Genomic DNA, 26410 nt, shown 5'->3' with positions numbered 1-26410 from the left:
TTTACTTCTTTATCTCACATGAGCAAACCGTTAGGGTTTTCAGTTGCATCTGAGAAAAAATTCTCCTCCAGATTTACGGCATCTCCAAGGGAGAACATTTCCACCTGCGGACTGATTTTATCCTGGTTTATCCTCACTCCATTGTACATGCAGAGAGGAATGAAGGCTATGATAACAGCTAAGATGCCTACTAAAGCCGTCTGTTTCCATACAGATCTCCTGACATTCATGTCAATACCTCCTCTTCTGTTTTACGGGAGGACACCAACTTTCCTCCCTCAATGGACAGAATGTCATCTGCCAGTTCCATTAAAATTGTCCCATCGTGACAGGAGAGTACTACCGTAGCGCCCCTGTCCCTTTCTTCCTGAACAATGTTCTTTACTAATTTCACACCACTGGTATCCAAGGAGTTTGTGGGTTCATCCAGCAGCAAAAGAGCAGGACGTTCTAAAATTGCTGCGGCAATTCCCAGACGTTGTTGCCGAAAGCAGTACTGTTCCCCAGGCAATTAGGTAAAAAAGCGACACAACTACCCCGTTCCAGATACATTTGGAAATCCACCATACCGACCTACTCCTAGAACGAAGAATCATCTGCTGACCAAGACCATTTAGATCGTCGTGCATATAGTGGAGGGTGAAGTAGAGAATTCCAATATGGTTGATCAGCCCATAGATAGGGGATCTGGAAGGGTTCTCCCGGTATGGGAATATACTCACGCATTCCACCAAAAATGTATAGTAGATAGTCCCCATAGGTACATTGGGTAATTTTCAGAGAAGTTACCCTTCCGGAGAATTCCAAGGTAGCCAATGCAAGCAGACCGCACCACAAAAGATACTTAATCCACATACCTTGCCGCCATAAGCCGATAGTCAAATCGAATTTAATGTGGCTAAATAGTTTCACAGCGCACACCTCGAAAGTAGATCGTAAGCAGAGAAAAGGCCAGTAACAATACTGTCACCAGAGCTACGACCCAGCCCATGATTTTAAAATGGACTCCCTGGGGATGAAGGAATAATGTGGGAACCCATTCTGCTGGCACAAAATCTACGCGATTATTAAAAAAAATTCCTTCTAAATAGCCAGCCATAAGCATTAGCAAAAAGGGCGTGAACAACACTGCAAATATATTGCGAAAAAAGAAACCAACTGCAAAAGTAAGTAAGGCAAATACTCCACCATAGAACACATCTAGTAAGACAAAAAGCAGTACATATAACCACGGAACAGAAAAATATAGATCTGCCCAAAGGTTGCAGAAATAGATATGGTTGTAAAAGTTATAGCCCGCAAAGGGCGTAATCACGGGAATTTTCGCGAACACAAGCATAACGTTTACAACCAATCCGATTGCTACTACCGCAGCACCGGACAAAAAAACCGCAATGGTTTTTCCAGCCAGATAAGTTCCCTTGCCCACCCGTGTGTAAATATTTTTCAGATAGCCTGTCTTCCGCTCCAAATAAAAAGACCATCCAAATGGAAGGGCTGCCCCTACCGGAAGCAATGTGTAAAAGAGACTGGAAGCCAAAGAGAGATCATCACCACCCATCCAGGAATTATAAAACGTGAAAAGGGCCAAATCGGGATTGCGGGTAAACTTTCCATCTTTCATACCAGCGAGAATAGCGTCCGGATTGTATCCTGCCCGGCTCTCGATCATATAAACAGCACTTAGGATTGAGAATAATAGCAACAAACACATTCCAAAAAGAAACTTTTTCGAGCAGAAAGCCTTTTTTAGCTCCATTCCAACTACATGACTGAATTGTTCCATATCATTCCTCACTTTCTGGAAACAGGACAAATAGTTTGCGTGTAGTGTCGCCTGTCACCTTGTCTTTGATAGAAGGACTTGCGTTGACTTCCAAATAGACGTTTTTGTTGTCAATGTATGATTGTCCACAAAACAACCCGATCTGGAACTTGACAGGTTCGCCATCTTTAATACGGTAGGAAAAGAAATTGTGTTGATAGTCCAGGACAGAATCATCTTTTGGGGGACGTAAGCTAAAGTAAGCAACTGTCGGAAACATTCCTTCTGGCAATTGCTTTCCTGGTTGGCTTTCCACTGCCATTCCGGATATTTCGTTAGCATCAGCAACGATTTCTTTCTTTTTATCAGAAGGAGCAATATATGACGCTTCTATTTCTACCAATATAAATGGTGTAGACTCTAAGAATTCAACATCATCTATTTGACAACCGTACATATCAACATCTGAAGTGTAGATAGAATCAAATAGTTGAACTGATTTAAGGGTATACGTCACTCCTTCTTCTCCCTTCTCAATAGTAGCTATTTCTGCACCATTCATATTAATAACGGAATAATTTTTGTAGGCAGAAAAGGCCCCACCTATTCCTTTCAAATCAATATAGTTTTCTGAAAGCGATGAATCTTCCACATACGCTCTTCCATCTGGAGCAGAACTCGCCTCTTTGCTGTTTATCTGATGAATCCTAGTTTGCAAATTATTGTCAATATCTACATATGAGCAGCCCGAAAAGAAGGTAAAAAGAAAGATTGATAGTAGCATCAGAATACTTTGTTTTTTCACAATATCTCCTCCAGTATTAAAGAATAAAGGTGAGATATACTCACCCTTATTCTTTAGCTTGATGTGAAATTATAGAACGTAATTGTAATATTGATAATGGTCTCCTACACTATCCACACTCCAACATCCCTCAGCACGGCCCGCATAGCCAACACTTGCCCCGTAAATCTGTCCATAGGGATAAACGTTATCATTTTTATAAAACTTCTCCCAAATATCCTGACGAATCAGGCCCCTTGTCCCAAAGTTTACAATTGCTCTTGAACGCTTATATCCATTATATGTTTCACTAGAGCAATCTTCAAATTTCCCACCATAGGTTCGCGAATCATATATGAAAGCCTCGAATTGGTTTACTCCCCATGCTGGAGTTCCGTTTGCCCACGTACCATAATTGATATAGGAAGAAGATGCGTCATATTTCGCTCGTTGCACTGTTTTGGAATTTTTATGTATTTTCCCAGGAACTGTAATTGCAATCATGAAATCCGTATCAGTGTTGTTATTTGCGCTCGCTGGAAGCGCCATTGCAGACAATAACAATGCACACGCCAGACACATAGCTAACATTCGTCTAATTTTGTTCATGTTTACACTTTCTCTCAGAATTTAATGTTCAATGTTTGGCAACAAATTTGCTATTACACGGCGCCATTTGCAGAGTCAAGATAAGAATGAAATCTTCTTATCATCCCGGCCGCTTCGGCGCGGGAAACGTTCCCCTGCGGATCTAAAATGATTGCCTTTTGGGAAGATATGTCAAGCTTGCATTGGATGATTCCAGCACGAGTCACCCACTCCACAGCTTCTTTGGCCCATGAACTAACTTGATCCGCATCGGGATAGTTCACAAGATTGCCATTTGCGTTTGCACAAGATTTGAGCTGGGCATATTTGTACATCATCAAGGCAATCTGCTCTCTAGTCACAGGACTGCTTGGTGAAAATAACATCTTTCCCGTACCAGAAACTATTTCTGCCCCAGATGCCCAATCCACTGCTTTTTTGTACCAAGCATCTCTTTCAACATCTTGAAAAGGAAGGCCGCCCTGTTCGTCTGGGCAGCCGGCCAAACGATGAAGAACAGTAACTGCCATAGCACGGTTTAGTGAAGCCTGTGGAGCAAAATGCGTGTCTGAAATTCCACAAAGGATTCCATGTTCCACAGAATCTTTTATATCATTATACCAGTAGTCATCGGACGAAACATCCTCAAACAAGTAAATAGCGTCTTCGGGAAGGAGAGATACAATTCCCGAAAGCAAAGGTTCATCACTTATGAGCCATTCACCATCCACCAAAATACTATTGGGGGTAAACTGGAACGATAAAGGCGGATTATCAGATTCATTGAACTCAATTCGAAGCATATATTGATATCCAACTGATTCTGTTGCTTCTATCTTGCTTTTGTAATGAAAAGAGTTTAAACATCCAACGACTTTATCCAAATCTTTATCACTTTCAAGATAAATGGTACGGCCGGTATTACCATTTGTTACAATAATACGTACAATATCGTTGGAAAGGAGATGAAAATCCAGTCCGTCTTTAGAGGACAGTATTCCTGACAAGGTATCATATTGTCCTTCTTCACATGCACTACAAATATTTGAGGTAGTAAACGGCATCGTCAATGATAAAATCAACACGGTCATACACATGAAACAACGTTTTAGATTCATATATTAGTCTCTCCCGATTAACCAAAATACGCCTCATAATACTTGTCATTTGCCAGAGTACTAATGGGGAGGTATCTGCCCTCATGGCTCCATCCATCGGCAATTTTTAAGTAAGAGCTTAAATCACCTTTTTGATTTTTCAACCGGTTATAAGCATACCCTACAACCGCATGATTTCCGTATGGCTTATTGTTCCATACAATCAGATACATCAACCTGTTCCCAGTAGTGGCATTTTTGATATCTTGGTATGTAGGCGAATACATCCCATAAACTTGCACATTTACGTTGAATTTTTTGAATCCCTTTTTAATAAAATCGCTGGTGGTTGAAACCGTAGTCCCGGCACCATCCCCATTTTCCTTGAAATAATTGTAACCGTTTTCAGCGTTCACATCCATTAACCTATTAAAAACACTTTGACTTGAGCTGTTTTTAATAGAGGATACATTATATTTGTTACCATATGATTTGATAATATTGGTAATTGCGGTAGGGCCACAATGGTTATTGTGCCAAAGGAAATCAGATGTTGAAGAAAAGTTCATGTAATTTTCCCAATTGTTTGCCCATTCGAGGGCTGACCATGTACCGCCGTAAACGTTTTTAGCATACGTAAACGGATCTGTAATAATTTGACCAGAACTATTATCCTGGGGGGAAATGAGACTTGCATTCTGCTCTTTGGAAACCACAATATCCTGGATCAAATCTTCATCAACATTAGTAACATCCCGCATTTTAGATAAAGAATCTTGAAGCTCATTTTGAGATACCTCAAGTCCATCAACCGTGCGGAGTTCGCCAGCTTTATCAACACAATAGTATTCTAAAGTGTTCGTGTAGAGGACTTTTTCAATCTCTTCGGGTTCACTCTCCTGATAGAGAGGTTCCGCTTCATCGGACCATTCTAAAATAATTGAAGGCATGTCGATATACGCTGAAACTACAATGTACCCTTGATTCAGCTCAATGCTATACCCCATCACGTCCATTCCAGTTTCATCATACAATGCGACAACAGACTCTACATTTGTTTGCTGGGTCCACTCAGTCTGACCAGTTGCAACCATATCGTTGATAAAGAATTTGGCGATATAGGTTGCCACTTCTTCTGTTACGAACAAGTCGTTATCGCCTAGTTCGGAATACTTGGCGACGAGATTCTTTTCAGTTCCCATTTCAGCAGCTTGGACTGGAATAAATGTGCTCAAAGCAAAAACAAAAGCGAGTAAAAAAGAAACTACTTTTCTGCTGACAAATTTTCTCTTTAACATAGGTTAAACCTCTTTCCAAAAATTGCATAACACGTTTCTGAAATACTACAACTGCATCGGAATCACCTATCTCTTTCTGGCTTGAAGCCGGCAGAGGTTTAGTCGAACATTTCTGGTAACACTCGGGTTCCTTTTGGGGAATCCTCTGTGTTGTCTATAGTGTATCATATATATTTTTAAAAATCAGGAATTTTGTTTGAATTGTCAATTGCACGGTGTGAATTGTAAAACAAAAAGGGAGCATAGCTTATCAGCCATACTCCCTTTTCAATTTGGTACAGAAAATCCTATAATTTACGACAAACTACTGAAATGCGGAGGAAATCTGCTATAATATTAGTTGCGGTTAGTAAGATTCCGCGCCGCTTGGACTACAGTCAGCACAAACCGCAATTCCTCGTCTGTCATGTCTTTCAGGCAGTCCACGATTTCGGAAATCAATACATGTTGCGGTACAGGAATCTCCGGGGCAACATACAAATCATTTTCATGAACGCCCAACGCATCTGCCAGCAGCTTGCGATGTGCCTTGTTAGGACTGCTGCTATCTGTCTCCCAATGAGAGACGGCCGGAGTTGAGACGTTGCACTTTTCCGCAACTGCTTCCTGCGACAAGTTTTTCATAGTCCGCAGTTCACGGATTCGTTTCCCAAGAGACATTTCCATGTGCCCACCTCTCCCCTTGTACCCTATATTTTACCAACAAACAGGATTTCACGCCATTAAGTATAAGTAATTATATATTTACTATTTAATTAGGCGTATAATGTGCTTTGAAAGGCTGGCGGCTCACTTCGCCCTGCTAAGCCGAATAAAAATGAAATGAGGTTTGCACACATGGTTTCGCCCTACACTTGCACAACAAAAAGCACAGTAGAGAGATTTTTGGATAGCCTAATACATTTGGAACTGGAAGACCCTAGACCAGAAATTCGCAAAGGTCTATTCGATGTTTTAAAACTTCTGGATTATTCGGGCTGTGACTTTTATGATCTGCTGCCTTTATACATTCAAATGGATAATTGGAAGGAAGCAGAATTGCTTATATTACTTAGCTATGCCCCGCAACCCCTAGCCACATACTCACCTGACCAGTGGCATATCCGCCAATGCATTCCCCGCTGGACTGCATCGAAATACCATACATCCTCTATAGCGGAGGTGCTTTCAAAGATTGAGCAAACAATCCATACGGGCCTATCCGGTCTTTACACCTATAACAGCAATTTGAACCCTTATAGCCGCAGGAGCCTAAATGATTTGTACGTACTTGTGATAGCGGAAGGTTCGACCCGCTGGTTTGACATTAACCGGAAGAGCACATATGCTTTTGCACAAACTGAAAGGAAACCTTGACATGGTAAATATAGCCCTTTGCGATGACGATAAGGAGATTCTTCTGGAAATCAACCGTCACATCTTGACATTCATGGAAAATGCTAGCGTAAGTGCCGCCACTAAGACTTTTACAAGTGGAGAAGTACTAGCAGCGTCGGTCTCCGACGGAGACCGATTTGACATTTACATTCTGGATGTGGAGATGTCCGACATGGACGGCTTTGCCGTGGCGAAAAAAGTGCGGCAGTATCAGCCAAACGCCATTGTGATTTTTCTCACTTTGCATCTTGAGCAGGCCAGGGAGGGCTATAAGGTTAACGCCTTGCGATACATTGCGAAACTGGAGTTGGCCGAAGCTCTGCCAGAGGCGCTGGAAGAAGCCTTGGAAGCCTTAAAACAAGCGGACAAGCAATGTCTGCTCATACAGCACTATAATAATTTTACCCGTGTACTGTACCAGGACATAATGTACGTGCGGAAAAGCCGACGTTGTGTGCTCATTACTACTACCCGCCAGGGAAATATTCAGGATAACCGCGGGCTGAAGGAATTATTTGAGCAAATTGATGACCCACGCTTTACCTTTACAGAAAGAAGCTGCTTTATCAACTTGGACTATGCCCGGGGGATAGACGGCTATTGGATGGTGCTGAAAAACGGAGAGCGGCTCCCTATCAGCCGGCCCATGCTGCCAAAAGTAAAAGAGGCCATCATAAACCTTTGGGGGAGATAAAATGGAAACTTTTGCCCAGTTTATGGAGTTTGTTGCAACATTTATGGAATGTGGAGTTATTCTTTCTACGGTTGTGGCAGCGGGGGAAAGAAAACATTCTGATAAAAAGCACCTTTTTCTGGTGGTATTGTTCACAACATTGATGTCTATCTACGTCACCTTGATGAATAAACTGTCCCTCTTTTCGTTTTTGACGCCGGTCGGTGCAATAATATTAGCGGTCGGTATATCTGTGCTTATATCAAGTGGAAGCATTTTATTGCGAGGCACTGCGGGCATCATGGCAATGTTTGTTATCCAGACATTTGATTATCTCATAACCCTAGGAATTGGGCTGATTAGCGGGAATCCTAAAGAAACTTTTTTCTTTCTTCTTGAACCCCGGTGGCAGAGATTCCTGTTTATTGCATCGGACAAACTATTTAACGTCGTTCTATACTTCCTCCTGAGACACCAGATTGGGAAAATCCAGGCGCTCAGGAAGAAACACTTGATTTTACTCCTCGTTACCTGCGGGCTTTCTTACACAACCATGCAGATGTTGTTCAGCATGACAATATACGGAGATTATGCCACATTGCAAGGCGCATCCATCATTTCGTTTACCTACCTTCTTTGTTTCTTGATTGCTGTCATCATTGCGCTATTTTCTATAACTGAAATGGAACGAGAACGCTTTACCAATGAACTACTGCAAAGCAGCAATCAAATGCTTGAGCAGAATTATCAGCAGATGCATAAAAATGCTCAGGACAATGCAAAGCGCCTACACGACTTTCATCATCACCTCGTTGCGATCCGTGGGATGGCGGCCAAAGGCCAAGCTGAGCGGATAAATGAATATGTGGGATCCCTTTTGGATACTTCTTACCAAGAGCTCAAACTCTGCTGCAGTGGCTGTGATATAGTAGACGCAATCATAAATTATCAACATGTGCAGGCTTTGGGAAAGGGAGTAGCTTTCAAATATCGAGTGAGATCTGGGGACCTGGATTCTTTTTCACCTGTGGACATATGTGCAATCTTGTCCAATCAAATTGAAAATGCACTAGAGGCATGTGAAAAAATAGCAGAAAGAGATAAACGATTTGTTTCTGTAGAAATCCGCCAGCAGGAGGATTTTGTACTGTTCCAGGTAAGTAATTCCGTACAAGAAGACCCCTTCCTACATAACAGCCAGCTTGCCACCACAAAGCTGGAAGATGCCTTTTGGCATGGCCTTGGCCTGAAAAACATCCGGGATACAGCTAAAAAGTACGGCGGCTCCCTTCAAAACCGCTATGAAAACGGGGTGTTCACGTCTACTGCCTTGCTCTGTAAACAATTAACGACATAAAATCGCACAAATCAGGCAAAACTACTGATTTTTTTAAACTTATCATGCTATAACCTGGAAAAAAGGAGGCAAGAGGATATGCTACATAACAACGTTGTGAGGCTAACAGAGTTCCTACTTTCGCGTGGTTCCATAGATGTGAGTAAGCGTCCAATCCTTGTGTATGGATGTGAATTGGCTCTGTCAACCTTGACCTCGTTTGCCTCTATTGTAGCCATTTCTATCTTGATGCAGGATTTCTTTTCATCGCTCCTGTTTATTGCCATCTTTTTCTTTCTACGCTTGTTTGCAGGTGGTTTTCATGCTTCTACCTATGCAAGATGTTTTTTTATTACAAATGGTGTCTACTTAGCAACTTATGGCAGCGCCTATATTCTTGAAACGTATGCAATAAAAAGTGTTACGCTAATAATCGGATTGGTTTCCGGGTTGATAATTTTGTTTTTGACACCCGTTCAAAACATAAAGCATCCTTTATCATCAGATAGACTTATCACAAATAAGAAGATTTCCCGATTTCTTGTTTGTTTTGAAATTATGTTCCTTATCCTGGCTTTCTTTGTTGGGAACGACACCCATTTCTTTTTTATATTTGCGGCATCTCTGGCAGCGGTAGCTGTCATGATGGTTATACCAAAATTTGAAGAAAGGAGAGGTTGATATGACGAGTTTGTGGTCTGCAATTGCTTCCTTGATTGAGACTCTTGCCAACTTAGGCGCAGGCGCATTGTCATGTGGCAATGCATACGAACCCGAAGTGCCCGAAGAACTGCGCAAGTAAGCTCTAAAGAAACAGCCGGTCAGGGCAATACCTGGCCGGTTATTTCTTTGCCGGGTAGTCTGTGGAAACGATCTCTCGCGGAGCTGCAAGTAAAGCTTTTTGCAGCGCGGAAGTGCCTCTAAAATCAGAATCGACGAGAAAGGGATATGGAATTTCCATATTCCTTTTCTTTATGTCTTTTTTTGCTCACGCTGACTGTGGCAAAGACTTTTTTCCTGCTCGACCACGCGCCCCGCCCTCCGGAAATTTGAATACACCAAATTCAAATTCTCGGAGGGATCAAAGTGGATAATGAGAAATATTACCTTTACGTAAATGGTCAGCGAGTATCTGTCAGTGCAGATGTCTACCACGCCTATTGGCACTATACAGAAAAAGAGAAATATTTTATGAACAAGTTGAAGCAAGAAAAGTTTGACTGTGACCAAGAACATAGCATTGCATAATTCATTCCGAGCCGTGAGGATTCTCTTGACCGCCTTTTGGAATTGGATACACAGTTTGCTGACACAGCCTTGGGAATACCAGATGATGTGATAGACAAAGCAGAGACACTGAGAAAGCTATCTAGTGCTCTGGCAACACTTACCGATGAAGAGATTGTGTTAATTCAGGAATTGTTCTATTTAGAAAGGACGGAGCGGGAGATCAGCCACAGCCTGCACATTGCACTAAGTACACTACATGACCGCAAAAAACGAATTTTAAAGAAGTTGCGGACTACACTCGAAAAAAATTTTTAGTTTTTCACCGAACAAAAGGCCCTTTGTTTCCTTAAACCTATGAGGAGATATTATTCATCCTGCAATCTGCACCTTGAAAATTTCATAGCAGCCCCAAGCAATGCGCCGCCCTACTCCAGGGTCAAAGGAGGGTACTGAAAGCCCGGCTTGGGCAGCTTAGTCAACTGCCGCCACCGCCTTTTGGTATCGCGCCATCCGCCAGGATGGGCTCGTGGGCTGTACCCTATATCATGGGGAAAAACGGAAAGGAGAGAACGCCTATGCTTGTATCCATAAATGAAATCAAAGTAAATCCCGGCAGGTGGAAAGCCGAACCAGAGGACATAAAAAGCTTGACCGACAGCATTGCCGAATTGCCCTGCCTGGTCTACACGGGCCTTACATACGCCCAGGAGGCCGAGATGTACGTCAAGCTGGATAGGGCCAAAGGTCATTTGAAGCTTGCCAGTGAGATAAAGGCCCTTCTGGAATCGGGCACAGACGCTGCCGTGTTGGACATCGACAAGCGTATTGAGGACGCGGGCTTCACCTGGGCCTTGGACAAGCCCACCAATGCCGCCTATGAAATCATCCCGACCCGGGCCGTAAAGAGCGCCTATAAGCTGCTGGGCGGGCCTGCATTTAGCCGAATGTTGGAACTAATGGCCGGGGCATGGCACGGTTCGCAATCCTCCCTCACAGCGGGGATGATTGCGGGTATGGCGCTTTTTCTCAAAACCTACGAGACGGAAATTGACGATTATGTTTTTGTGACCCGTCTGTCTGCCATTGACCCATTCGACATCACCCAGCAAGCCAAGGTGGACTTCACCACTAACAAGCGCAGGCTGCGCTTTGCCCGCGTCATCCGTAAAAAATACAATGAGCATCGCGGTGGGAAAAAGCTGCGCTACCGCTTCAAGGATTGATTGTAAGAATGTGGACAAAGACAGGCAACATAGACTTGCATAAAGGGAGGGAATCACGTGGAACCACTCACACAAGAAAACCTGGACGCCATGCGCGGCGTAGACGTGCGCACCGTAGACCCCGCCACCCTGCGGGACATCCGGGATGTGAAAATCAACACCGAACTGCCCAGGGAAGAACGCATCCTCGATTTTATCCGCCAGATTGGCAACCCATACTGTTACAGGCACGGCAAGTATGTGGTAAAAGTCAGCTACGCCGACACGGACGTGACGTTGGAACAGCGCTTAGTCAACTATATGCGGGCAAAATGCGGATGAAAAAATTTGCGCGTACCCCTGGACACAGCAAAAAAGTTATGTTAAGATGGCCTTAACAGGACAGCCAGTGCTCTCCGCTGTTAAGGCTTTTGCTGATTATTAGTCTTGACAGATTGGAGAGATTTATAGTGAAAAACCTTGACACACAGGTGTGGAACACCTGCGGTTATGTGCGCCTGTCCCGGGAGGACGGCGACAAGGAGGAAAGCAACAGCGTCACGGGCCAAAAAGATTTGATTCGTGACTATTTGTCGCGCCACGGAGATTTGCAAGAGCGCGGCATGAAAATCGACGACGGTTTTACGGGTTCCAATTTTCAGCGGCCCGCCTTCCAGGAGATGATGGGCGAGGTCAAGGCTGGGAAAATCAACTGCATCGTGGTCAAAGACCTTTCCAGGTTTGGGCGCAACCACCTGGAAGCGGGCGAGTACATCGAGCGCATTTTCCCCTTTTTGGGGGTGCGGTTCATCGCCATCAACGACCACTACGACAGCCTGCACAGCCAAGCGGAATCCGATGAAATTATCGTCCCCTTCAAAAACCTGATAAACGAGGCTTACTGCCGGGACATCTCTATCAAAATTCGGAGCCAGCTTGAAATCAAACGCCAGCGCGGGGATTTCATTGGCTCCTTTGCTGTTTTCGGCTACCAGAAAGACCCGTCTGACCGCCATAAGCTGGTGCCGGACGAGTACGCCGCCGACGTGGTACGGGACATATTCAACTGGAAGCTGGACGGCATCAGCGCCCTAGACATAGCTGCCCGCCTGACAGCCAGCGGCATCCCCACGCCCATGGAGTACAAAAAATCCCTGGGAATGCGGTATAGCACCTCCTTCCGGGTGAAAGAAAATCCCGTGTGGGGCGCAGGCATGGTGCTGCGTATCCTCAAAAACCCAGTCTACATCGGCGTTTTGGAGCAAGGCCGCGTCACCACGCCCAGCTACAAAGTCAAACGCTTGGTGCAGAAACCCCGGGAGGAATGGGCGGTAATCGAGAACAACCATGAACCCATCATTGATAAGTTTGACTTTGCCACAGCCCAGCGCGTCTTGGCTATGGACACCCGCACATCCCAGGCGGGCCAGCCCGTAGAACTGTTTTCCGGCCTGATTTATTGCGGCGAGTGCGGCGGGGCCATGATTCGGAAAACCGTGCCCTACGGCAAGAAAAAGTACGTCTATTATGTCTGCGCCAACCACAAGGAGCACAAAGCCTGCTACCCCCACAGTCTGCGGACAGAAGCCTTGGAAAGCCTGGTTTTGGAGGCTTTGCAGGCACACATTCAAGAGGTTATCGACCTTGATAATTTATCAAAACTGGTTGATTCTGCACGGCTGCAACAGGCCATCATCCAAAAGATGCAGGCGCGTCTGGATAAAAAGCAAGCGGAAATCGACCGCCTGCACACGCTGCTGCGCTCTTTGTATGAAAATCTGACAGACGGCATCCTCGACCGAAACGAGTACCGCGAATTGAAAAAGACCTACACCCAGCGCCGCGAAGAAGCCGAGCAGCAGGCCGAAACCCTGCGGGAGGAAATGGGCCGGGAGCTTGCCTCGGTAGACAATAGCTGGATAGAGCATTTCCGGCAGAACCAGAATATAACCGCCCTGGACAGGCGGCTGGTGGTGTCCCTCATAGAGCGGGTGATGGTTTTCCGCGATAAGCGGGTAGAAATCGTCTGCCGCTGGCAAAACGAGTTTGAAGTGCAGGCCGAATTACTCCGCATGGCCCAAGCCGAAAGGCAGGTGGGCTGACATGGCGAGGACAAAGCGTAAAGTCAACCCACTGGTTCCCATGGCAATGGAAACCGTCCCCCAGCAGAGAGTTTACAAGACTGGTGGCTATGTGCGTCTCTCCGTGGAGGACAGCGGTAAGCCCGGGGCAGATACCATCGAAGCACAAAAAGAACTGGTGCTGGAGTATATCGAAACCCAGCCTGATATGGAATTTTGCGGCCTGTACTGCGACAACGGGCGCACGGGCACGAACTTCCAGCGTCCAGAGTTTGAGCGGCTGATGGACGATGTGCGGGCCGGGAAAATCGACTGCATTGTGGTGAAGGACTTGTCCCGGTTCGGGCGCAATTACAAGGAAACAGGCCAATATCTGGAGCAAATCTTCCCCTTCCTGGATGTACGTTTTGTGGCCGTGAACGACAGCTTTGACACCCTTACCGCCGAGCGCTCCCAGGATGGCTACATTGTGCCGCTGAAAAACATCATGAACGAGGTTTACAGCCGGGATATCTCCCGGAATGTCAGCAGCGCCCTTCAAACCAAGCAGAGAAATGGGGAGTTTATCGGCGCATGGGCGCCTTACGGGTATCGGAAGTGTCCTTCTGACAAGCACAAGATTGAACCCGACCCTTCTACTGCCCCCATTGTGCGGGACATTTTCAGGCTGCGGGCCGGGGGCATGAGTTTCAATAAAATTGCGAAACACCTCAACGACAGCGGCGTACCAACCCCCGCGCAGTACAAGCGCCAAACCGGGGAGATACAGACCGACCGCTATGTAAACGCCCGATGGAATATCTTTACGCTAAAAAACATCTTGGAAAGCGAAGTGTATATTGGGAACCTGGTGCAGGGACGCAAGATTTCAGGCTTATGCCAGGGCCAGAAACAGCGCCGTACATCGAAAGAGGAATGGATCATTGTGAAAAACACCCACGAGCCTTTGGTGGACAGGGAAACCTTTCGGCAGGTGCAGGAATTGGCGCAGAAAGCCAGCGAAACATACAAAAAGACGTTGGGAAAATATGACCACCTGGACCCCATGCCCAACATCCTGCGCGGGCTGGTGTTCTGCGCCGACTGCGGCAAGCCGTTAACACGCTATAAGCAGGTCACCCATGGAAAACATCTTTATTATACTTATATTTGTCCTACCCACCATGCGGACAGCACCGCCTGCCCAAGGAAATACCTGTATGAAACAAAGCTGAAAGAAGTCTTGTGGGGCACCCTGCGGAGGGAAATCCAATTAGCGGAAAACGTGGGAAAGCTGGTGAAGGTATACGAACACTCCCCTGCGATATTGGAGAGCAAATCTGCTTTGGAACAGGAACTCCGCAAGGCCAGCCAAGCATTAGAAAGGTACAAAACACTGCACGACAGCCTGTACGAGAACTATGTGGACGGCTTGATGGACGAGTGGGAATACACCGAAATGAAGCGGCAGTACCGCTCTCAGATGGAACAAGCTCAGGCAAGGCTGGATGAACTGGAACAGCAGAAAGCGTCACGGGCACGGCAGACTACCCGAAACCTGTGGCTTACAGCCTGCAGCCATTTTGCCGATGAAACCGGGTTGACGGAAGAAATCGCCCACGCCTTAATCCAGCGGGTGGAGGTGGACGCATCCGGCTACATTTCCATCACCCTGCGGTATCAAGATGAATTTCAAAACCTGGTATCCATCCTGCAAACTGCCGGGAAGAAGGAATCCGCATGACGATAGCGAAATACCTGCGGCTGTCAGATGCAGACGGGGACTTGAACCGGGGAGGAAAGGACGAATCCAACAGCATTGTAAACCAAAGAAATCTGTTGGACAGCTTCATCCAGCAGAAAGAGGATTTTTCTAACGCAGCGGTTTTAGAGTTTTGTGACGATGGTTGGAGCGGCAAAAACTTTGAGCGCCCCGCCGTAACCGAAATGCTGTCCCAAGTCAAACAAGGGAAAATCCAGTGCATCATCGTGAAAGACCTCTCCCGCTTTGGCCGGGATTACCTCACCGTAGGCAACTACATTTCCAGCGTATTCCCTTTCCTGGGGGTGCGGTTTATCGCCGTCAACGACGGCCTGGACAGTGCCCGCCCCGGCGATGTGGACAGCCTGGACACATCCTTCAAGGCCCTGCTCTACGACCTTTATAGCCGCGACCTCTCACGGAAGGTCAAGAGCGCCAAGCGGTTGAGGGCCAAGCGGGGCGATTTTGTAGCCCCCTTTGCCCCCTATGGCTACCAGAAAGACCCGCAGAACCATAGCCGCCTTATCATTGACCCGCCTGCGGCAGAAACCGTACGCCGCATTTTCCGTTTGATTGCAAACGGGCACAGCGCCGTGCAAATCGCTAAACTGCTGAATAGCGAGAGCATCCCCACCCCCATGCTCTACAAGCGGGCGGCGGGCTGCTCCCGGAGCCGCTGGCCCAGCGTCCGGGAAGATAATTTCTGGACGGGGCACTCCGTTGCAAAAATATTGCGGGATGAGCGCTACCTGGGCATGAACATCTACCTCAAACGGGAACGAGACATCGTTGGCAGCACCCATACAGTAAAGGTCTGCCAAGAAAACCGGATAAAAGTTGCACACGCCCATAAAGGCATCGTCACCCAGGACGAATTTGACAGGGCGCAAGCCGCCCTGCGGGACTTTAAAGAACACAGCCCTTACACGGAGAAGCAGCCCCTGGCCCGGAAAGTCCGCTGCGGGGAGTGCGGCCACATCCTGACGCGCTCCAATGGAAAGGAAAAATATTACTACTGCCAGACTCACCGGATGCTGGATGGCACAGGCTGCATTGAGGTACACATCCTGGAAAAAGAACTGCTGGCGGCGATTTTGGACAGCTTGCGCGCACAAGCTGCCGCAGCGGTGGACATGGGCAAGCTTTACGAGGAGCAACATAAAAACCAGCAAAACAGCAAAGCCTCCCAGCTACAGAATCAGGCGGCTCTAAAAGAAAAAGAGGGCCAGCTTAACCGGGAGGCCAAAGACCTGTATGAGCGCTTTGCGCTGGGGGAAATCAGCCGGGAAGAATATCTGTCCGAAAAAGAAACCGTATCAGCGCAGAGGGCTGCAATTCAAAAGCAAATCTGGGAGATAGACGCTGCCCTCAACAAAACTAGCCAGCAGTCAGAAAACCCGGCCCTTGCCGTGTTCCAGAAGTACGCAGACGTGCAGGAACTAACACCAGAAATCCTAAGCGACATTTTGCAAGAAGTGCGCGTATACACAGGCGGACGGCTTGAAATCGTCTGGAAGTACGGGGATTTGGCAAAATCCAGCAAAGTTTTTTAGTCAGGGCTTGACAGGGGCTGATCAAGGCCACAACCCCCAGGGCATTAACGCCGGGGCGGAGGGCAATGGCCTGCGGGAGCAGGATATTACTTACCAGGTAGGCATGTATCTGCGGGAGCTTTTGGAGGAGGATCCGCGCTTTGCGGTGCGGGTTTCCCGCCACACGCCCAATGAGATACTGGGCACCAGCAACGCCACCAGCCTGCGGGCGCGGGTGCAGATGGCAAATTCCTGGCCGGCAGATTATTTCCTCAGCATCCACTGCAACGCAAATTCCAACCCCGCCATCAACGGCAGCGAGGCCTATGTCTATCAGGCCAACACCCAGCCTTACTGGCTGGGCCAGCACATCCTCATCGGCATCACCCAGCAGACCGGCACCCGGGACAACGGCGTGCGCCTGAACCCCTCCCTGTACGTCCTGCGGAAAACCACCATGCCCGCCGTGCTGGTGGAACTGGGGTATCTGACAAACCAGGCGGATGCCCAGCGCCTGAAAAATGACCAGTGGGGGTTCGCCCAGGGCATTTATTACGGCCTGCTCAGCTATTTCGGCTTCCGCGCGCTGTAAGGGCCTACCTGGGCAAATGAATTCTCATCCCCTTGCTCCGCAGGGGCAATCCAAGAGGCAGGGCGCCGCCAGAAGGCGCCCTGCCCTTTATAGTTTGCGCCATAAAGCCAGCTTTATAGTAAACGCACTTGAGAATCGGTATATACGCTTTTCAAGCCGGGTGGCTGCGCCACCTGGTTCAAAAGAGGTATTCTGCCTCCTTTGAACTGCGTTAACTATAAATTTATTTTTCCCCGCCCTTGACTTTCCCCCTGCAAAGCTGTATACTGTCTACAAGAGACAAACAAAAGGTGCCTAAAAACCGAAAAGTGTATTTTACAGGAGGACAGTTATGCCGCAACTCATGGACGCGCTGGTAAAACCCGCAGCAGGGTCGGGCCTGGAGCTTCGCCAGGTGCCTGTGCCCGACCCGGGGCCGGGAGAAGTGCTTATCAAGGTTCACAAAACCGCTATCTGCGGAACGGACGTACATATCTATAACTGGGATCCCTGGGCCAGGGAGCATATCAAGCCGCCCATGGTTATCGGCCACGAGTATGTGGGCGAGGTGGCAAAGCTGGGCGCCGGGGTTTCGGGCCTGCATGTAGGCCAGCGGGTCAGCGGCGAAGGGCACATCACCTGCGGGCGCTGCCGCAACTGCCACACAGGGAACATCCAGTGGTGCTGGGACACCAAAGGCGTGGGGGTAGACAGGGACGGCGCTTTCGCCGAATACGTGTGCATCCCCCAGAGCAACGTGATTATCATTGACGAGAGCCTCAACGAGGAAGTGGTGGCTTTCTTCGACGCGTTCGGCAACGCCACCCACACCGCCCTTATGTGGGATCTGGTGGGGGAGGACGTGCTCATCACCGGGGCCGGGCCTATCGGCATTATCGCTGTGGGCATCTGCAAATATGCCGGGGCGCGCCGGGTGGTTATCACCGACGTAAATGATTACCGCCTGGACTTGGCCCGGAAAATGGGCGCGGATGCGGCGGTCAATGTGAAGGATGAAGATCTGGCAGGCGTCATGCACAAGCAGGGGCTGGTGGAAGGCTTTGACATTGGCCTGGAAATGAGCGGCAACGGCGCTGCCCTGACCCAGATGATCTCTGTCATGCGCAACGGCGGCAAAATAAGCCTTCTGGGCATTTCCAATGAGCCTGTGCCCATGGACATGAACGGTATCATCTGCAAAGGCCTCACCCTTCAGGGCATTTACGGCCGGAAGATGGACAACTGGCACCAGATGTCCTACATGGTCCAGGGTGGCCTGGACTTGACCCCCGTCATCACCCACCGCTTCCACTATAAGGACTTTGAGGAAGGCTTTGCCGCCATGAACAGCGGCAAGTCCGGGAAGGTTATCCTTTCCTGGGATAAATAACCCGCATTTTCCCCAGAGACAATTTTTGAAAAAATTTTCTCTGGACTCTTTAAAAACTTTTGCGTTTTGCTTCATCAGGCAAGGCTATAATTTTAGAGTATCGAAAGTAAGTAGTTTTCGGATCGAACCCTTTTTTAAAAGGGTTCGTGGGGTGTGGGGTGAGCGTCTGCCAGCGGCAGACAAGTCGCGAACCGACCGAGCCGGCAGGCGAGAAAAGCCCCATGACCTTCAAAAGGAGTGTATGAGCATGAAACAGGCACTGAACAAATATATAGAAGAATTGGCAGCCATCAAAGAGGCAGGCACCTGGAAGGGCGAGCGGGTTATCACCACCCCCCAGAAGTCCCGCATCGACACCACCGAGACAAAGGCTGTGGTGAACATGTGCGCCAATAATTACCTGGGCCTTTCCAACAATCCGGATCTGATTGCCGCCGCCAAGGAAAGCTATGACAAGTGGGGCTTCGGCCTCTCCTCTGTGCGGTTTATCTGCGGCACCCAGAGCGTCCACAAGGAGCTGGAGCAGAAGCTGGCAGAGTTCCTCTCCATGGATGATGTAATTCTCTATTCCTCCTGCTTCGACGCCAACGGCGGGCTTTTTGAAACCCTGCTGGGGCCGGAGGACGCGGTCATTTCCGACGAGCTGAACCACGCCTCCATCATCGACGGCGTGCGGCTGTGCAAGGCCAAGCGCTACCGCTATAAAAACAACAATATGGAAGACCTGCGCGCCCAGCTGGAGGCCGCCAAAGAAGCCGGGGCAAAGGTAATGCTCATTGCCACAGACGGCGTATTCTCCATGGACGGGTATATTGCCAATTTGCAGGGCATCTGCGACCTGGCAGAGGAATTCGGCGCCCTGGTGATGGTGGACGACAGCCACGCCGCCGGGTTCATGGGTGACAAGGGCCGGGGCACCCCGGAATACTGCGGCGTGCAGGAGCGGGTGGATATCATCACCGGCACCTTTGGCAAGGCCCTGGGCGGGGCCTCCGGCGGGTTCACCGCCGCCCGCCAGCCCATTGTAGACCTGCTCCGCCAGCGCAGCCGCCCCTACCTGTTCTCCAACACATTGGCTCCCGCCGTCTGCGCCGCCAGCGTCAAGACCCTGGAGCTGCTCACAGCCTCCACAGCCCTGCGGGACAAGGTTCATGAGAACACCGCCTATTTCCGGGCAGAGCTTGGAAAGCTGGGCTTCGACGTGCTCCCCGGCACCCACCCCATCGTGCCCGTCATGCTGTACGATGCCAAAACAGCCGCTGAGTTTGCCGCCCGGATGCTGGAGAAGGGCGTATACGTGGTGGGCTTCAGCTATCCTGTGGTGCCCCAGGGCAAGGCCCGCATCCGCACCCAGGTTTCCGCCGGGCATACCAAGGAAGACTTAGACTTCGCCGTATCCTGCTTCAAGCAGGTCAAAGAGGAAATGGGGCTGTAAGAAGCCGCTCTCTTTTGGGGGTTAGATAAAAAAACGCCGCCGCAGAACTTCTGCGGCGGCGCTTTTTTTAGGTTTTATACAATGGACAGCCGTTCTGCCTCCAGGCACAGCCCGGTTTTTTCGTCAGCGGAAAAGAGCACGCAGTCCATGCGGCAGGGGCCTTTTGCCAGCTCGAACCGGGTGGGCATTTTGGTGACAAACTTCTGAATGCTGATATCCGGCTTCACCCCCAGCACCGAATGGATAGGCCCTGTCATGCCCGCGTCGGTGATATAGCCAGTGCTGTGGGGCAGGATACATTCGTCAGCAGTCTGCACATGGGTGTGGGTGCCGAAAAGGGCCGTCACCTTGCCGTCCGCGAAAAATCCCATGGCCCGCTTTTCCCCTGTGGCCTCCGCGTGGAAATCCACCACGCACAGTCGGGGGAAATCCGGAGCTTTCAGCAGGGATTCCAAGGTTTCAAAGGGGCAGCGCTGGCTTTCCAGATACAGGGTGCCAATCAGGTTTATCACTGCCACCTGGACGCGGCCCATGTCCACCACGCACAGGCCCTTGCCCGGGGCGGCGGAGGGGAGGTTGGCCGGGCGCAGCAGGGTGGGCACCTCCTCGTAAAGGTCATAGGATTCTCTGCGGCGGAAGCTGTGGTTTCCAGTGGTTATCACATCCACGCCGCTGTCAAACAGGTGCCGGATGGAAGACTGGGTAATGCCGTTGCCGTCGGCGGAGTTTTCGCCGTTGCAGATGACCAGATCCACCCCCTTCAGCCGTTTCAGCCCAGGAAGCTTCTCCCGCAAAAACTGGCACCCCACCGTGCCCACCACGTCTCCGATACACAGGATATTGACCATACAGGCTCCTTTCTGCCTTGCCGCGCCCGGGGATAAAGTTCGTGGGGGTTCCGCCCCCACACCCCCGCCGCTTTTTGAAAAAAGCGGGCAAAAACTTCATGGTGGTTCCCCGGCAGGGCTTTAAGCCCTGCCGGGGAACCACAACGAAAGTTTCGTCCACCTTTTCAAAGGTGGCAGGGTTTGGGACAGAGTCCCAAGGTCTTAGGCTCGGACGCGGCAGGGAAGCGTGCTATTTGGCGTAGTCCACCGCCCGGCTCTCCCGGATCATGTTCACCTTAATCTGCCCTGGATAGTCCAGCTCTGCCTCTATCTTCTGGCAGATTTCCCGTGCCAAAAGGGTCATCTTCTCGTCGCTTACCACCTCAGGCTTAATCATGATGCGCACTTCCCGGCCTGCCTGTATGGCATAGCAGTTCTCCACGCCTTCAAAGGAGGAAGCAAGCTCTTCCAGCTTCTCCAGGCGCTTGATGTAGTTTTCCAGGTTCTCCCGGCGGGCGCCCGGCCTTGCGGCGGAAATAGCGTCTGCCGCCTGGACAATGCAGGCCACAATGGTCTTGGCCTCCACGTCCCCATGGTGGGCGGCAATGGCATGCACAACCGCCTCGCTCTCCCGGTATTTCCTGGCGCAGTCCACGCCAATCTGCACATGGCTGCCCTCCACCTCGTGATCCAGGGCCTTTCCAATGTCGTGGAGCAGGCCTGCCCGCTTTGCCACTGTGGGGTTCAGCCCCAGCTCAGAGGCTATCATGCCGGAAAGGAAGGCTACCTCTAGGGAGTGGTTCAAAACGTTCTGCCCATAGCTTGTGCGGTACCGCAGCCGGCCCAGAAGCTTCACCAGCTCGTGATGTACGCCGTTTACGCCCACCTCCAGCACAGCCCGTTCGCCCTCGGACTTAATGGTGTTCTCCACCTCCCGCCGGGCCTTTTCCACTGTCTCCTCAATGCGGGTGGGATGAATGCGCCCATCGGAAATCAGCTTCTCCAGGGCAATGCGCGCCACTTCCCGGCGCACCGGCTCAAAGCTTGACAGGGTGATAGCCTCCGGGGTGTCGTCGATAATGAGATCCACCCCTGTCAGGGTTTCAATGGCCCGGATGTTCCGGCCTTCCCGGCCGATAATGCGGCCCTTCATCTCGTCGTTGGGCAGGGGCACCACGCTGATAGCGGCTTCAGAAACCTGATCCGCCGCGCAGCGCTGGATAGCCAGGGCAATAATCTCCCTTGCCGCCTTGTCGCTGTCCTCTTTCACCTGCTGCTCATACTCCCGGATTTTCATAGCCTTTTCGTGAACCAGCTCGTTTTCCAGGTTCTTCAGCAGATATTCCTTGGCCTGCTCCTGGGAGAAGGAGGAGATTTTCTCCAGCATGTCAAACTGGCTCTTCTTCACGCTCTCCGCTTCCCGCAGGCGTTCCTCTGCCTTTTTGTTTTTTTCGGCAGCCTGTTCCTCTTTCCTGTCCACGCTTTCCAGCTTGCGCTCCAAGCTTTCCTCTTTTTGCAGAATCCGGCGTTCCTGGTGCTGGATTTCCTTGCGGCGATCCGCCAGCTCTTTTTCAGACTCGTTCCTCAGCCGGTGTATCTCGTCCTTGCCTTCCAGCACAATCTCCTTTTTCCTGGCCTCTGCCGTTTTCACAGCCTCGCCCACAATGCGCTTGGCCTCCTGCTCAGCAGAGCCAATCGCGGCCTCTGCCTTGGACTTGCGGTAGTATACGCCAAAGAAAAACGCGATACTGCCTGCCGCCGCAGCCGCCGCCAGAATGAGGACGATACACAGCCATACTGCCATCCCGTTCAACCGGGCACCTCCTTTGTACGATTTTTTTACGGAACCTTAGTTTTGCGAAAGAAAGAAATGTAACCCAGCCGGGGAAGAAAAAATCCGCCCCCCGGCAAATGCATGGTGGCGGTAAAAACGTTCATCATATATCATTGTTTTATTTCAGCTTTTTATGGCAGGCCGCCCCGGCCTTGCAAAACGATACAAAATACGCCGCCAAACGCAAAAGGGCATACAGGGCCTTTTGACTGCGGAATATTAAAGGGCCTGCATTCACAACCTGCAACCATCGCCTGCGCGGCTTTTTAAGAGCCGTCCTGTGTTGATTTTTTGCAAGGCCGCAGCCTTTCTGCGAAAATATGCCTTGATTGGCTCTGAAAATCCCCGCCCATCCGGCGGTTCCAAATTATGAATACAAGTTCTAAAACCCAGGGCAAACGCTGCCTGAACTATGAAATAAGCAAAAAATATATAAAGCACCAAGTGCATCTCAAGGTATATTGTATCTCGGGGACAGTGGCTTTGTCAAGGTGCTGGGGGCTATTCTTTTCCAAAAAGGAAAAATTATCCGGAAAAAATTTTTGTTCCTCGCGTTTCCTGTCTTGACAAACCCATTTCCGGGTGCTATGATACAGGCAACAATTTTATACAAATGCGTTGATAAGGACGCGCAGGCTTCTGCAAAAGAGTTTGCCGCCAAAAGAGAGCGGGCGCCATGGGCTGAAAGCGCTTGCAGCGGAGCAGGGCTTCCCTGCCAGAGGTTTGCGTACCGCCTTGGAGCATCTGCCGACCCCGGCTGGGGATTTCCCGCCGGCTAAGGACAGACGGATGGCACCGTTACGGCTATAATGAAGGAAGCGCGGCTTTTGCGCTTTGAATCCGGGTGGAACCGCGGGCCGCTTCAAAAAACTGACGTGAAGCATGCCTGCCCCAGAATTTTTGCTGGGGCAGGCATTTTCTATTTTGCCGCCCCGCAAGGAAGGAGCACACCTATGGTAAAGATTGATTTGAAAGGGCAAGTGAAGGAATTTGAAAATGGCGTGACAGCCGCAGAGGTGGCAAAGTCCATTGGCATGGGGTTATACAAGTCTGCCTGCTGCGCCCGGATAAACGGGGAAACGCGGGATCTGCGCACGCCGATTCAGGAGGACTGCGCCCTGGAAATCCTCACCTTTGACAGCGAGGAAGGCAAAAAGGCGTATTGGCACACCGCCTCCCACATTATGGCCCAGGCAGTGTGCAGGCTGTATCCCGGCACAAAGTTTGCCATCGGCCCTGCCATTGACAATGGTTTCTATTACGATTTTGACATGGAAAACCCCTTGTCCCTGGATGACCTGCCGAAAATCGAGGAAGAAATCAAGAAGATCATCAAAGAGAACATCCCCTTGGAGCGGTTTGAGCTTGCGCAGGGCGCAGCCAAGGAGAAGATGGCCGGACAGCCCTATAAGCAGGAGCTGATTGACGAGCACGCGGGCAACGGGGAAAACATCAGCTTCTACAGCCAGAATGATTTCACCGACCTGTGCGCCGGCCCCCACCTTATGAGCACCGGCATGGTGAAGGCCGTAAAGCTGACAGCCATCACAGGGGCCTACTGGCGGGGGGACGCCACCAAGAAGATGCTCACCCGTGTGTACGGCATTGCCTTCCCCAAGCAGTCCCAGCTTGACGAACACCTGCAAATGCTGGAGGAGGCCAAAAAGCGGGATCACCGGAAGCTTGGCAAAGAGCTGGGCCTGTTTATGCTTAGGGACGAAGGCCCCGGGTTCCCCTTTTTCCTGCCAAAGGGCATGGTGCTGAAAAACACCCTGATGGAGTATTGGCGGGAAGTCCACAAGAAGTACCGTTATGTGGAAATCTCCACCCCCATCATGCTCAACCGCCAGCTATGGGAGCGTTCCGGCCACTGGGATCATTATAAAGACAACATGTACACCACTGTAATTGACGAGGCAGACTTTGCCATTAAGCCCATGAACTGCCCCGGCGGCATGCTGGTATATGCCAGCGAGCCTCATTCCTACCGGGATCTGCCCCTGCGGGTGGGGGAAATCGGCCTTGTCCACCGCCACGAGCTTTCCGGCGCGCTCCATGGCCTGTTCCGGGTGCGCTGCTTTAACCAGGATGACGCCCATGTCTTTATGACCCGGGAGCAGATGCAGGATATCATCCAGGAGACAGTGCGGCTGTTCGACGAGGTGTATTCCACCTTTGGCCTCACCTACACCATTGAGCTTTCCACCATGCCTGAAGATCACATCGGCACTGTGGAGGAGTGGGAGAAGAACCAGGACATTCTGAAAGAAGCCATCACAGCCATGGGCAAGGAGTTCGTGATAAACGAAGGGGACGGCGCCTTCTATGGCCCGAAGCTGGATTTCCACATTGCCGACTCCTTAGGGCGCACCTGGCAGTGCGGCACCATCCAGTTGGACAGCCAGCTTCCCGAGCGGTTCGAGCTGGAGTACGTAGGGGTAGATGGGGAGCGCCACAGGCCTGTGATGATCCACCGGGTAGTGCTTGGTTCCATCGAGCGGTTTATCGGCGTTATAACGGAGCACTTCGCCGGGGCCTTCCCCCTGTGGCTGTCCCCTGTGCAGGCAGTTATCCTGCCCATTGCAGAGCGCCATCACGAATACGCCAAGGCCCTGCAAAAGCAGATGGAGGAGGCTGGGCTGCGGGTAGAGTGCGACCTGCGCAGCGAAAAGACCGGGTATAAAATCCGGGAAGCCCAACTGAAAAAGACCCCCTACATGCTGGTGGTAGGCGACAAGGAGCAGGAGGCCCAGGAGGTTTCTGTGCGCCACCGGAAGGACGGCGACCTGGGAGCCATCTCTGTGCAGGCCTTTATCGAAAAGGCAAAGGCGGAGATTGAAAGCAAGGAAATAAAGTAACCTCCGCATATAGCCGGACAGGACAAAACGCGGAGTTTTTCGGTCAAGCCTTTTTTCAAAAAGGCTTGTGGGGTTTGGGGCGATGCCCCAAGGTCTTAGCAGGTCTTAGGAGGTGTGATATGGACAAAACGTTCCTGTGCGCCATGGCGGTATACGATGACGAAACCCAGCGGCGCATAGAGGAAATGCGGGCGCGGCTGGTGGGGGCGGGCTTTGCCGGCAGGCAGACGAAAAACCTGCCCCATCACATCACCCTGGGGATTTTCCAGCCCAGCGAGCAGGAAGAAGCCCTTGCCGCAATGGAGGAAGCGCTGCGGCAGACCAGGGCTTTTTCCCTCACCTTCAACCATTTAGGCGTATTCGGCGGGGGCCGGGTGCTGTTCCTGGCGCCGGACGTGAACCGGGAGCTGCTCACACTGAAGGAGCATTTCGGCACAAGCCGGAACTGGACAGCCCACACCACCCTGCTGATAGAGGAGCCAGAGCAGGTTTGCGCGGCCCTGCCCCTGGCGCTTCAGGGCTTTGAAGCCTTTGAAGGCCGGGTAGGTGGGGTGCGGCTTTACCAGTTCTGCCCCCGGGAACTGCTGCGGGAAGGCGCGCTTCCCAGCCAATAAGCAAAAGAAACCCTCTCTGGCTGTCAATGCTTGCCAGAGAGGGTTTATCGAAAAACGTTAAAAATTTATTGACAAACGATAAAAATGGATGTATACTAGTGCAATGTCATTAAGTTAGTACGCAAGGACGCACGCCAAAGGGCCAGGGGGCACAAAAAAGAGCAAAAGGAATTGGGG

At 50.2% G+C, this 26410-nt stretch carries 27 protein-coding genes; 17 read left to right on the top strand and 10 right to left on the bottom strand.

What is annotated here, in order from left to right:
• Nucleotides 1–14 precede the first annotated feature (14 nt).
• The 8 genes from D1841_RS10655 to D1841_RS10620 form a co-directional block, all read right to left on the bottom strand.
• Nucleotides 15–230, bottom strand: coding sequence for a hypothetical protein (locus D1841_RS10655; RefSeq protein WP_160643028.1), 216 nt, complete (start codon nt 228–230; stop codon nt 15–17).
• Entirely contained in the window at nt 227–394 is a 168-nt protein-coding gene (locus D1841_RS10650) for a hypothetical protein (RefSeq protein WP_160643027.1), read from the bottom strand. The genes D1841_RS10655 and D1841_RS10650 overlap by 4 nt, the downstream gene beginning before the upstream one ends.
• 504 nt (nt 395–898) lie before the next feature.
• Complete coding sequence (locus D1841_RS10645; RefSeq protein ID WP_160643026.1) at nt 899–1786, bottom strand: hypothetical protein; 888 nt, start codon at nt 1784–1786, stop codon at nt 899–901.
• Nucleotide 1787: 1 nt separating this feature from the next.
• Nucleotides 1788–2570, bottom strand: coding sequence for a hypothetical protein (locus D1841_RS10640; RefSeq protein ID WP_160643025.1), 783 nt, complete (start codon nt 2568–2570; stop codon nt 1788–1790).
• Between the two features lie 69 nt (nt 2571–2639).
• Nucleotides 2640–3158, bottom strand: a complete 519-nt coding sequence (locus D1841_RS10635) for a hypothetical protein (protein WP_160643024.1) — start codon at nt 3156–3158, stop codon at nt 2640–2642.
• Between the two features lie 53 nt (nt 3159–3211).
• The gene (locus D1841_RS10630) at nt 3212–4255 is read right to left on the bottom strand and encodes an S-layer homology domain-containing protein (protein ID WP_160643023.1); all 1044 of its coding nucleotides are present in this window, start codon (nt 4253–4255) and stop codon (nt 3212–3214) included.
• A 17-nt stretch (nt 4256–4272) separates the two neighbouring features.
• Entirely contained in the window at nt 4273–5532 is a 1260-nt protein-coding gene (locus D1841_RS10625) for a hypothetical protein (protein WP_160643022.1), read from the bottom strand.
• Nucleotides 5533–5868: 336 nt separating this feature from the next.
• Nucleotides 5869–6198, bottom strand: a complete 330-nt coding sequence (locus tag D1841_RS10620) for a helix-turn-helix domain-containing protein (protein WP_201751280.1) — start codon at nt 6196–6198, stop codon at nt 5869–5871.
• 237 nt (nt 6199–6435) lie between these two features.
• On the opposite strand from D1841_RS10620, the gene D1841_RS10615 reads away from it, so the two are divergent.
• The 15 genes from D1841_RS10615 to D1841_RS10545 all read left to right on the top strand — a co-directional run bounded on the left by D1841_RS10615 (nt 6436) and on the right by D1841_RS10545 (nt 20100).
• Complete coding sequence (locus tag D1841_RS10615) at nt 6436–6888, top strand: hypothetical protein (protein WP_160643021.1); 453 nt, start codon at nt 6436–6438, stop codon at nt 6886–6888.
• Between the two features lies 1 nt (nt 6889).
• The gene (locus D1841_RS10610) at nt 6890–7603 is read left to right on the top strand and encodes a LytTR family DNA-binding domain-containing protein (protein ID WP_160643020.1); all 714 of its coding nucleotides are present in this window, start codon (nt 6890–6892) and stop codon (nt 7601–7603) included.
• A gap of 1 nt (nt 7604) precedes the next feature.
• Entirely contained in the window at nt 7605–8939 is a 1335-nt protein-coding gene (locus tag D1841_RS10605) for a sensor histidine kinase (protein WP_160643019.1), read from the top strand.
• 78 nt (nt 8940–9017) lie between these two features.
• Nucleotides 9018–9599 carry an accessory gene regulator B family protein gene (locus D1841_RS10600; protein ID WP_160643018.1) on the top strand — a complete coding sequence of 194 codons (582 nt, stop codon included), beginning with the start codon at nt 9018–9020 and terminating at the stop codon, nt 9597–9599.
• A gap of 1 nt (nt 9600) precedes the next feature.
• Nucleotides 9601–9720: a cyclic lactone autoinducer peptide gene (locus D1841_RS19845; RefSeq protein WP_160643017.1), complete on the top strand. Its 120-nt coding sequence runs from the start codon at nt 9601–9603 to the stop codon at nt 9718–9720.
• A gap of 284 nt (nt 9721–10004) precedes the next feature.
• On the top strand, nt 10005–10166 hold the full coding sequence (locus D1841_RS10590; protein ID WP_160643016.1) for a hypothetical protein: 162 nt from the start codon (nt 10005–10007) through the stop codon (nt 10164–10166).
• 36 nt (nt 10167–10202) lie between these two features.
• A complete protein-coding gene (locus D1841_RS10585; protein ID WP_161879982.1) occupies nt 10203–10463 on the top strand; it encodes a sigma-70 family RNA polymerase sigma factor in 261 nt (86 codons plus the stop codon).
• Between the two features lie 260 nt (nt 10464–10723).
• Nucleotides 10724–11371: a DUF6551 family protein gene (locus tag D1841_RS10580; protein WP_160643015.1), complete on the top strand. Its 648-nt coding sequence runs from the start codon at nt 10724–10726 to the stop codon at nt 11369–11371.
• Between the two features lie 90 nt (nt 11372–11461).
• Nucleotides 11462–11692 (top strand): DUF6870 family protein, encoded by a 231-nt coding sequence (locus D1841_RS10575; RefSeq protein ID WP_160643043.1) that lies wholly within the window; start codon nt 11462–11464, stop codon nt 11690–11692.
• Between the two features lie 128 nt (nt 11693–11820).
• A complete protein-coding gene (locus tag D1841_RS10570; RefSeq protein WP_160643014.1) occupies nt 11821–13452 on the top strand; it encodes a recombinase family protein in 1632 nt (543 codons plus the stop codon).
• A gap of 1 nt (nt 13453) precedes the next feature.
• Entirely contained in the window at nt 13454–15154 is a 1701-nt protein-coding gene (locus D1841_RS10565; protein WP_160643013.1) for a recombinase family protein, read from the top strand.
• Nucleotides 15151–16725 (top strand): recombinase family protein, encoded by a 1575-nt coding sequence (locus D1841_RS10560; protein ID WP_160643012.1) that lies wholly within the window; start codon nt 15151–15153, stop codon nt 16723–16725. The genes D1841_RS10565 and D1841_RS10560 overlap by 4 nt, the downstream gene beginning before the upstream one ends.
• A gap of 7 nt (nt 16726–16732) precedes the next feature.
• On the top strand, nt 16733–17296 hold the full coding sequence (locus D1841_RS10555) for an N-acetylmuramoyl-L-alanine amidase (RefSeq protein ID WP_160643011.1): 564 nt from the start codon (nt 16733–16735) through the stop codon (nt 17294–17296).
• 343 nt (nt 17297–17639) lie between these two features.
• Nucleotides 17640–18665, top strand: a complete 1026-nt coding sequence (tdh, locus tag D1841_RS10550; RefSeq protein ID WP_160643042.1) for an L-threonine 3-dehydrogenase — start codon at nt 17640–17642, stop codon at nt 18663–18665.
• A 247-nt stretch (nt 18666–18912) separates the two neighbouring features.
• A complete protein-coding gene (locus tag D1841_RS10545) occupies nt 18913–20100 on the top strand; it encodes a glycine C-acetyltransferase (protein WP_371721752.1) in 1188 nt (395 codons plus the stop codon).
• Between the two features lie 74 nt (nt 20101–20174).
• On the opposite strand, the gene D1841_RS10540 is transcribed toward D1841_RS10545, so the two are convergent.
• Complete coding sequence (locus D1841_RS10540) at nt 20175–20948, bottom strand: TIGR00282 family metallophosphoesterase (protein ID WP_160643009.1); 774 nt, start codon at nt 20946–20948, stop codon at nt 20175–20177.
• A 229-nt stretch (nt 20949–21177) separates the two neighbouring features.
• Nucleotides 21178–22731: a ribonuclease Y gene (gene rny, locus D1841_RS10535; protein ID WP_160643041.1), complete on the bottom strand. Its 1554-nt coding sequence runs from the start codon at nt 22729–22731 to the stop codon at nt 21178–21180.
• Nucleotides 22732–23714: 983 nt separating this feature from the next.
• Here rny and thrS point away from each other — a divergent pair.
• Entirely contained in the window at nt 23715–25619 is a 1905-nt protein-coding gene (gene thrS / locus D1841_RS10530) for a threonine--tRNA ligase (protein ID WP_160643008.1), read from the top strand.
• Between the two features lie 119 nt (nt 25620–25738).
• Complete coding sequence (locus D1841_RS10525; protein ID WP_160643007.1) at nt 25739–26233, top strand: 2'-5' RNA ligase family protein; 495 nt, start codon at nt 25739–25741, stop codon at nt 26231–26233.
• Nucleotides 26234–26410: the final 177 nt, after the last annotated feature.

It is taken from the genome of Neglectibacter sp. X4, assembly GCF_009917365.1.
GTDB lineage: Bacteria > Bacillota > Clostridia > Oscillospirales > Acutalibacteraceae > Acutalibacter.
The sequence above is the reverse complement of the archived record's forward strand: the minus strand, read 5'-3'. Positions and strand labels throughout refer to the sequence as shown.

What these genes read in the sequence shown, in the direction of transcription:
- D1841_RS10655 (WP_160643028.1), bottom strand. Translation starts at nt 230, where the DNA reads ATGAATGTCAGGAGATCTGTATGGAAACAGACGGCTTTAGTAGGCATC.
- D1841_RS10645 (WP_160643026.1), bottom strand. Translation starts at nt 1,786, where the DNA reads ATGGAACAATTCAGTCATGTAGTTGGAATGGAGCTAAAAAAGGCTTTC.
- D1841_RS10635 (WP_160643024.1), bottom strand. Translation starts at nt 3,158, where the DNA reads ATGAACAAAATTAGACGAATGTTAGCTATGTGTCTGGCGTGTGCATTG.
- D1841_RS10630 (WP_160643023.1), bottom strand. Translation starts at nt 4,255, where the DNA reads ATGAATCTAAAACGTTGTTTCATGTGTATGACCGTGTTGATTTTATCA.
- D1841_RS10625 (WP_160643022.1), bottom strand. Translation starts at nt 5,532, where the DNA reads ATGTTAAAGAGAAAATTTGTCAGCAGAAAAGTAGTTTCTTTTTTACTC.
- D1841_RS10620 (WP_201751280.1), bottom strand. Translation starts at nt 6,198, where the DNA reads ATGGAAATGTCTCTTGGGAAACGAATCCGTGAACTGCGGACTATGAAA.
- D1841_RS10610 (WP_160643020.1), top strand. Translation starts at nt 6,890, where the DNA reads ATGGTAAATATAGCCCTTTGCGATGACGATAAGGAGATTCTTCTGGAA.
- D1841_RS10605 (WP_160643019.1), top strand. Translation starts at nt 7,605, where the DNA reads ATGGAAACTTTTGCCCAGTTTATGGAGTTTGTTGCAACATTTATGGAA.
- D1841_RS10600 (WP_160643018.1), top strand. Translation starts at nt 9,018, where the DNA reads ATGCTACATAACAACGTTGTGAGGCTAACAGAGTTCCTACTTTCGCGT.
- D1841_RS19845 (WP_160643017.1), top strand. Translation starts at nt 9,601, where the DNA reads ATGACGAGTTTGTGGTCTGCAATTGCTTCCTTGATTGAGACTCTTGCC.
- D1841_RS10580 (WP_160643015.1), top strand. Translation starts at nt 10,724, where the DNA reads ATGCTTGTATCCATAAATGAAATCAAAGTAAATCCCGGCAGGTGGAAA.
- D1841_RS10575 (WP_160643043.1), top strand. Translation starts at nt 11,462, where the DNA reads ATGCGCGGCGTAGACGTGCGCACCGTAGACCCCGCCACCCTGCGGGAC.
- D1841_RS10565 (WP_160643013.1), top strand. Translation starts at nt 13,454, where the DNA reads ATGGCGAGGACAAAGCGTAAAGTCAACCCACTGGTTCCCATGGCAATG.
- D1841_RS10560 (WP_160643012.1), top strand. Translation starts at nt 15,151, where the DNA reads ATGACGATAGCGAAATACCTGCGGCTGTCAGATGCAGACGGGGACTTG.
- tdh (WP_160643042.1), top strand. Translation starts at nt 17,640, where the DNA reads ATGGACGCGCTGGTAAAACCCGCAGCAGGGTCGGGCCTGGAGCTTCGC.
- D1841_RS10545 (WP_371721752.1), top strand. Translation starts at nt 18,913, where the DNA reads ATGAAACAGGCACTGAACAAATATATAGAAGAATTGGCAGCCATCAAA.
- D1841_RS10540 (WP_160643009.1), bottom strand. Translation starts at nt 20,948, where the DNA reads ATGGTCAATATCCTGTGTATCGGAGACGTGGTGGGCACGGTGGGGTGC.
- rny (WP_160643041.1), bottom strand. Translation starts at nt 22,731, where the DNA reads ATGGCAGTATGGCTGTGTATCGTCCTCATTCTGGCGGCGGCTGCGGCG.
- thrS (WP_160643008.1), top strand. Translation starts at nt 23,715, where the DNA reads ATGGTAAAGATTGATTTGAAAGGGCAAGTGAAGGAATTTGAAAATGGC.
- D1841_RS10525 (WP_160643007.1), top strand. Translation starts at nt 25,739, where the DNA reads ATGGACAAAACGTTCCTGTGCGCCATGGCGGTATACGATGACGAAACC.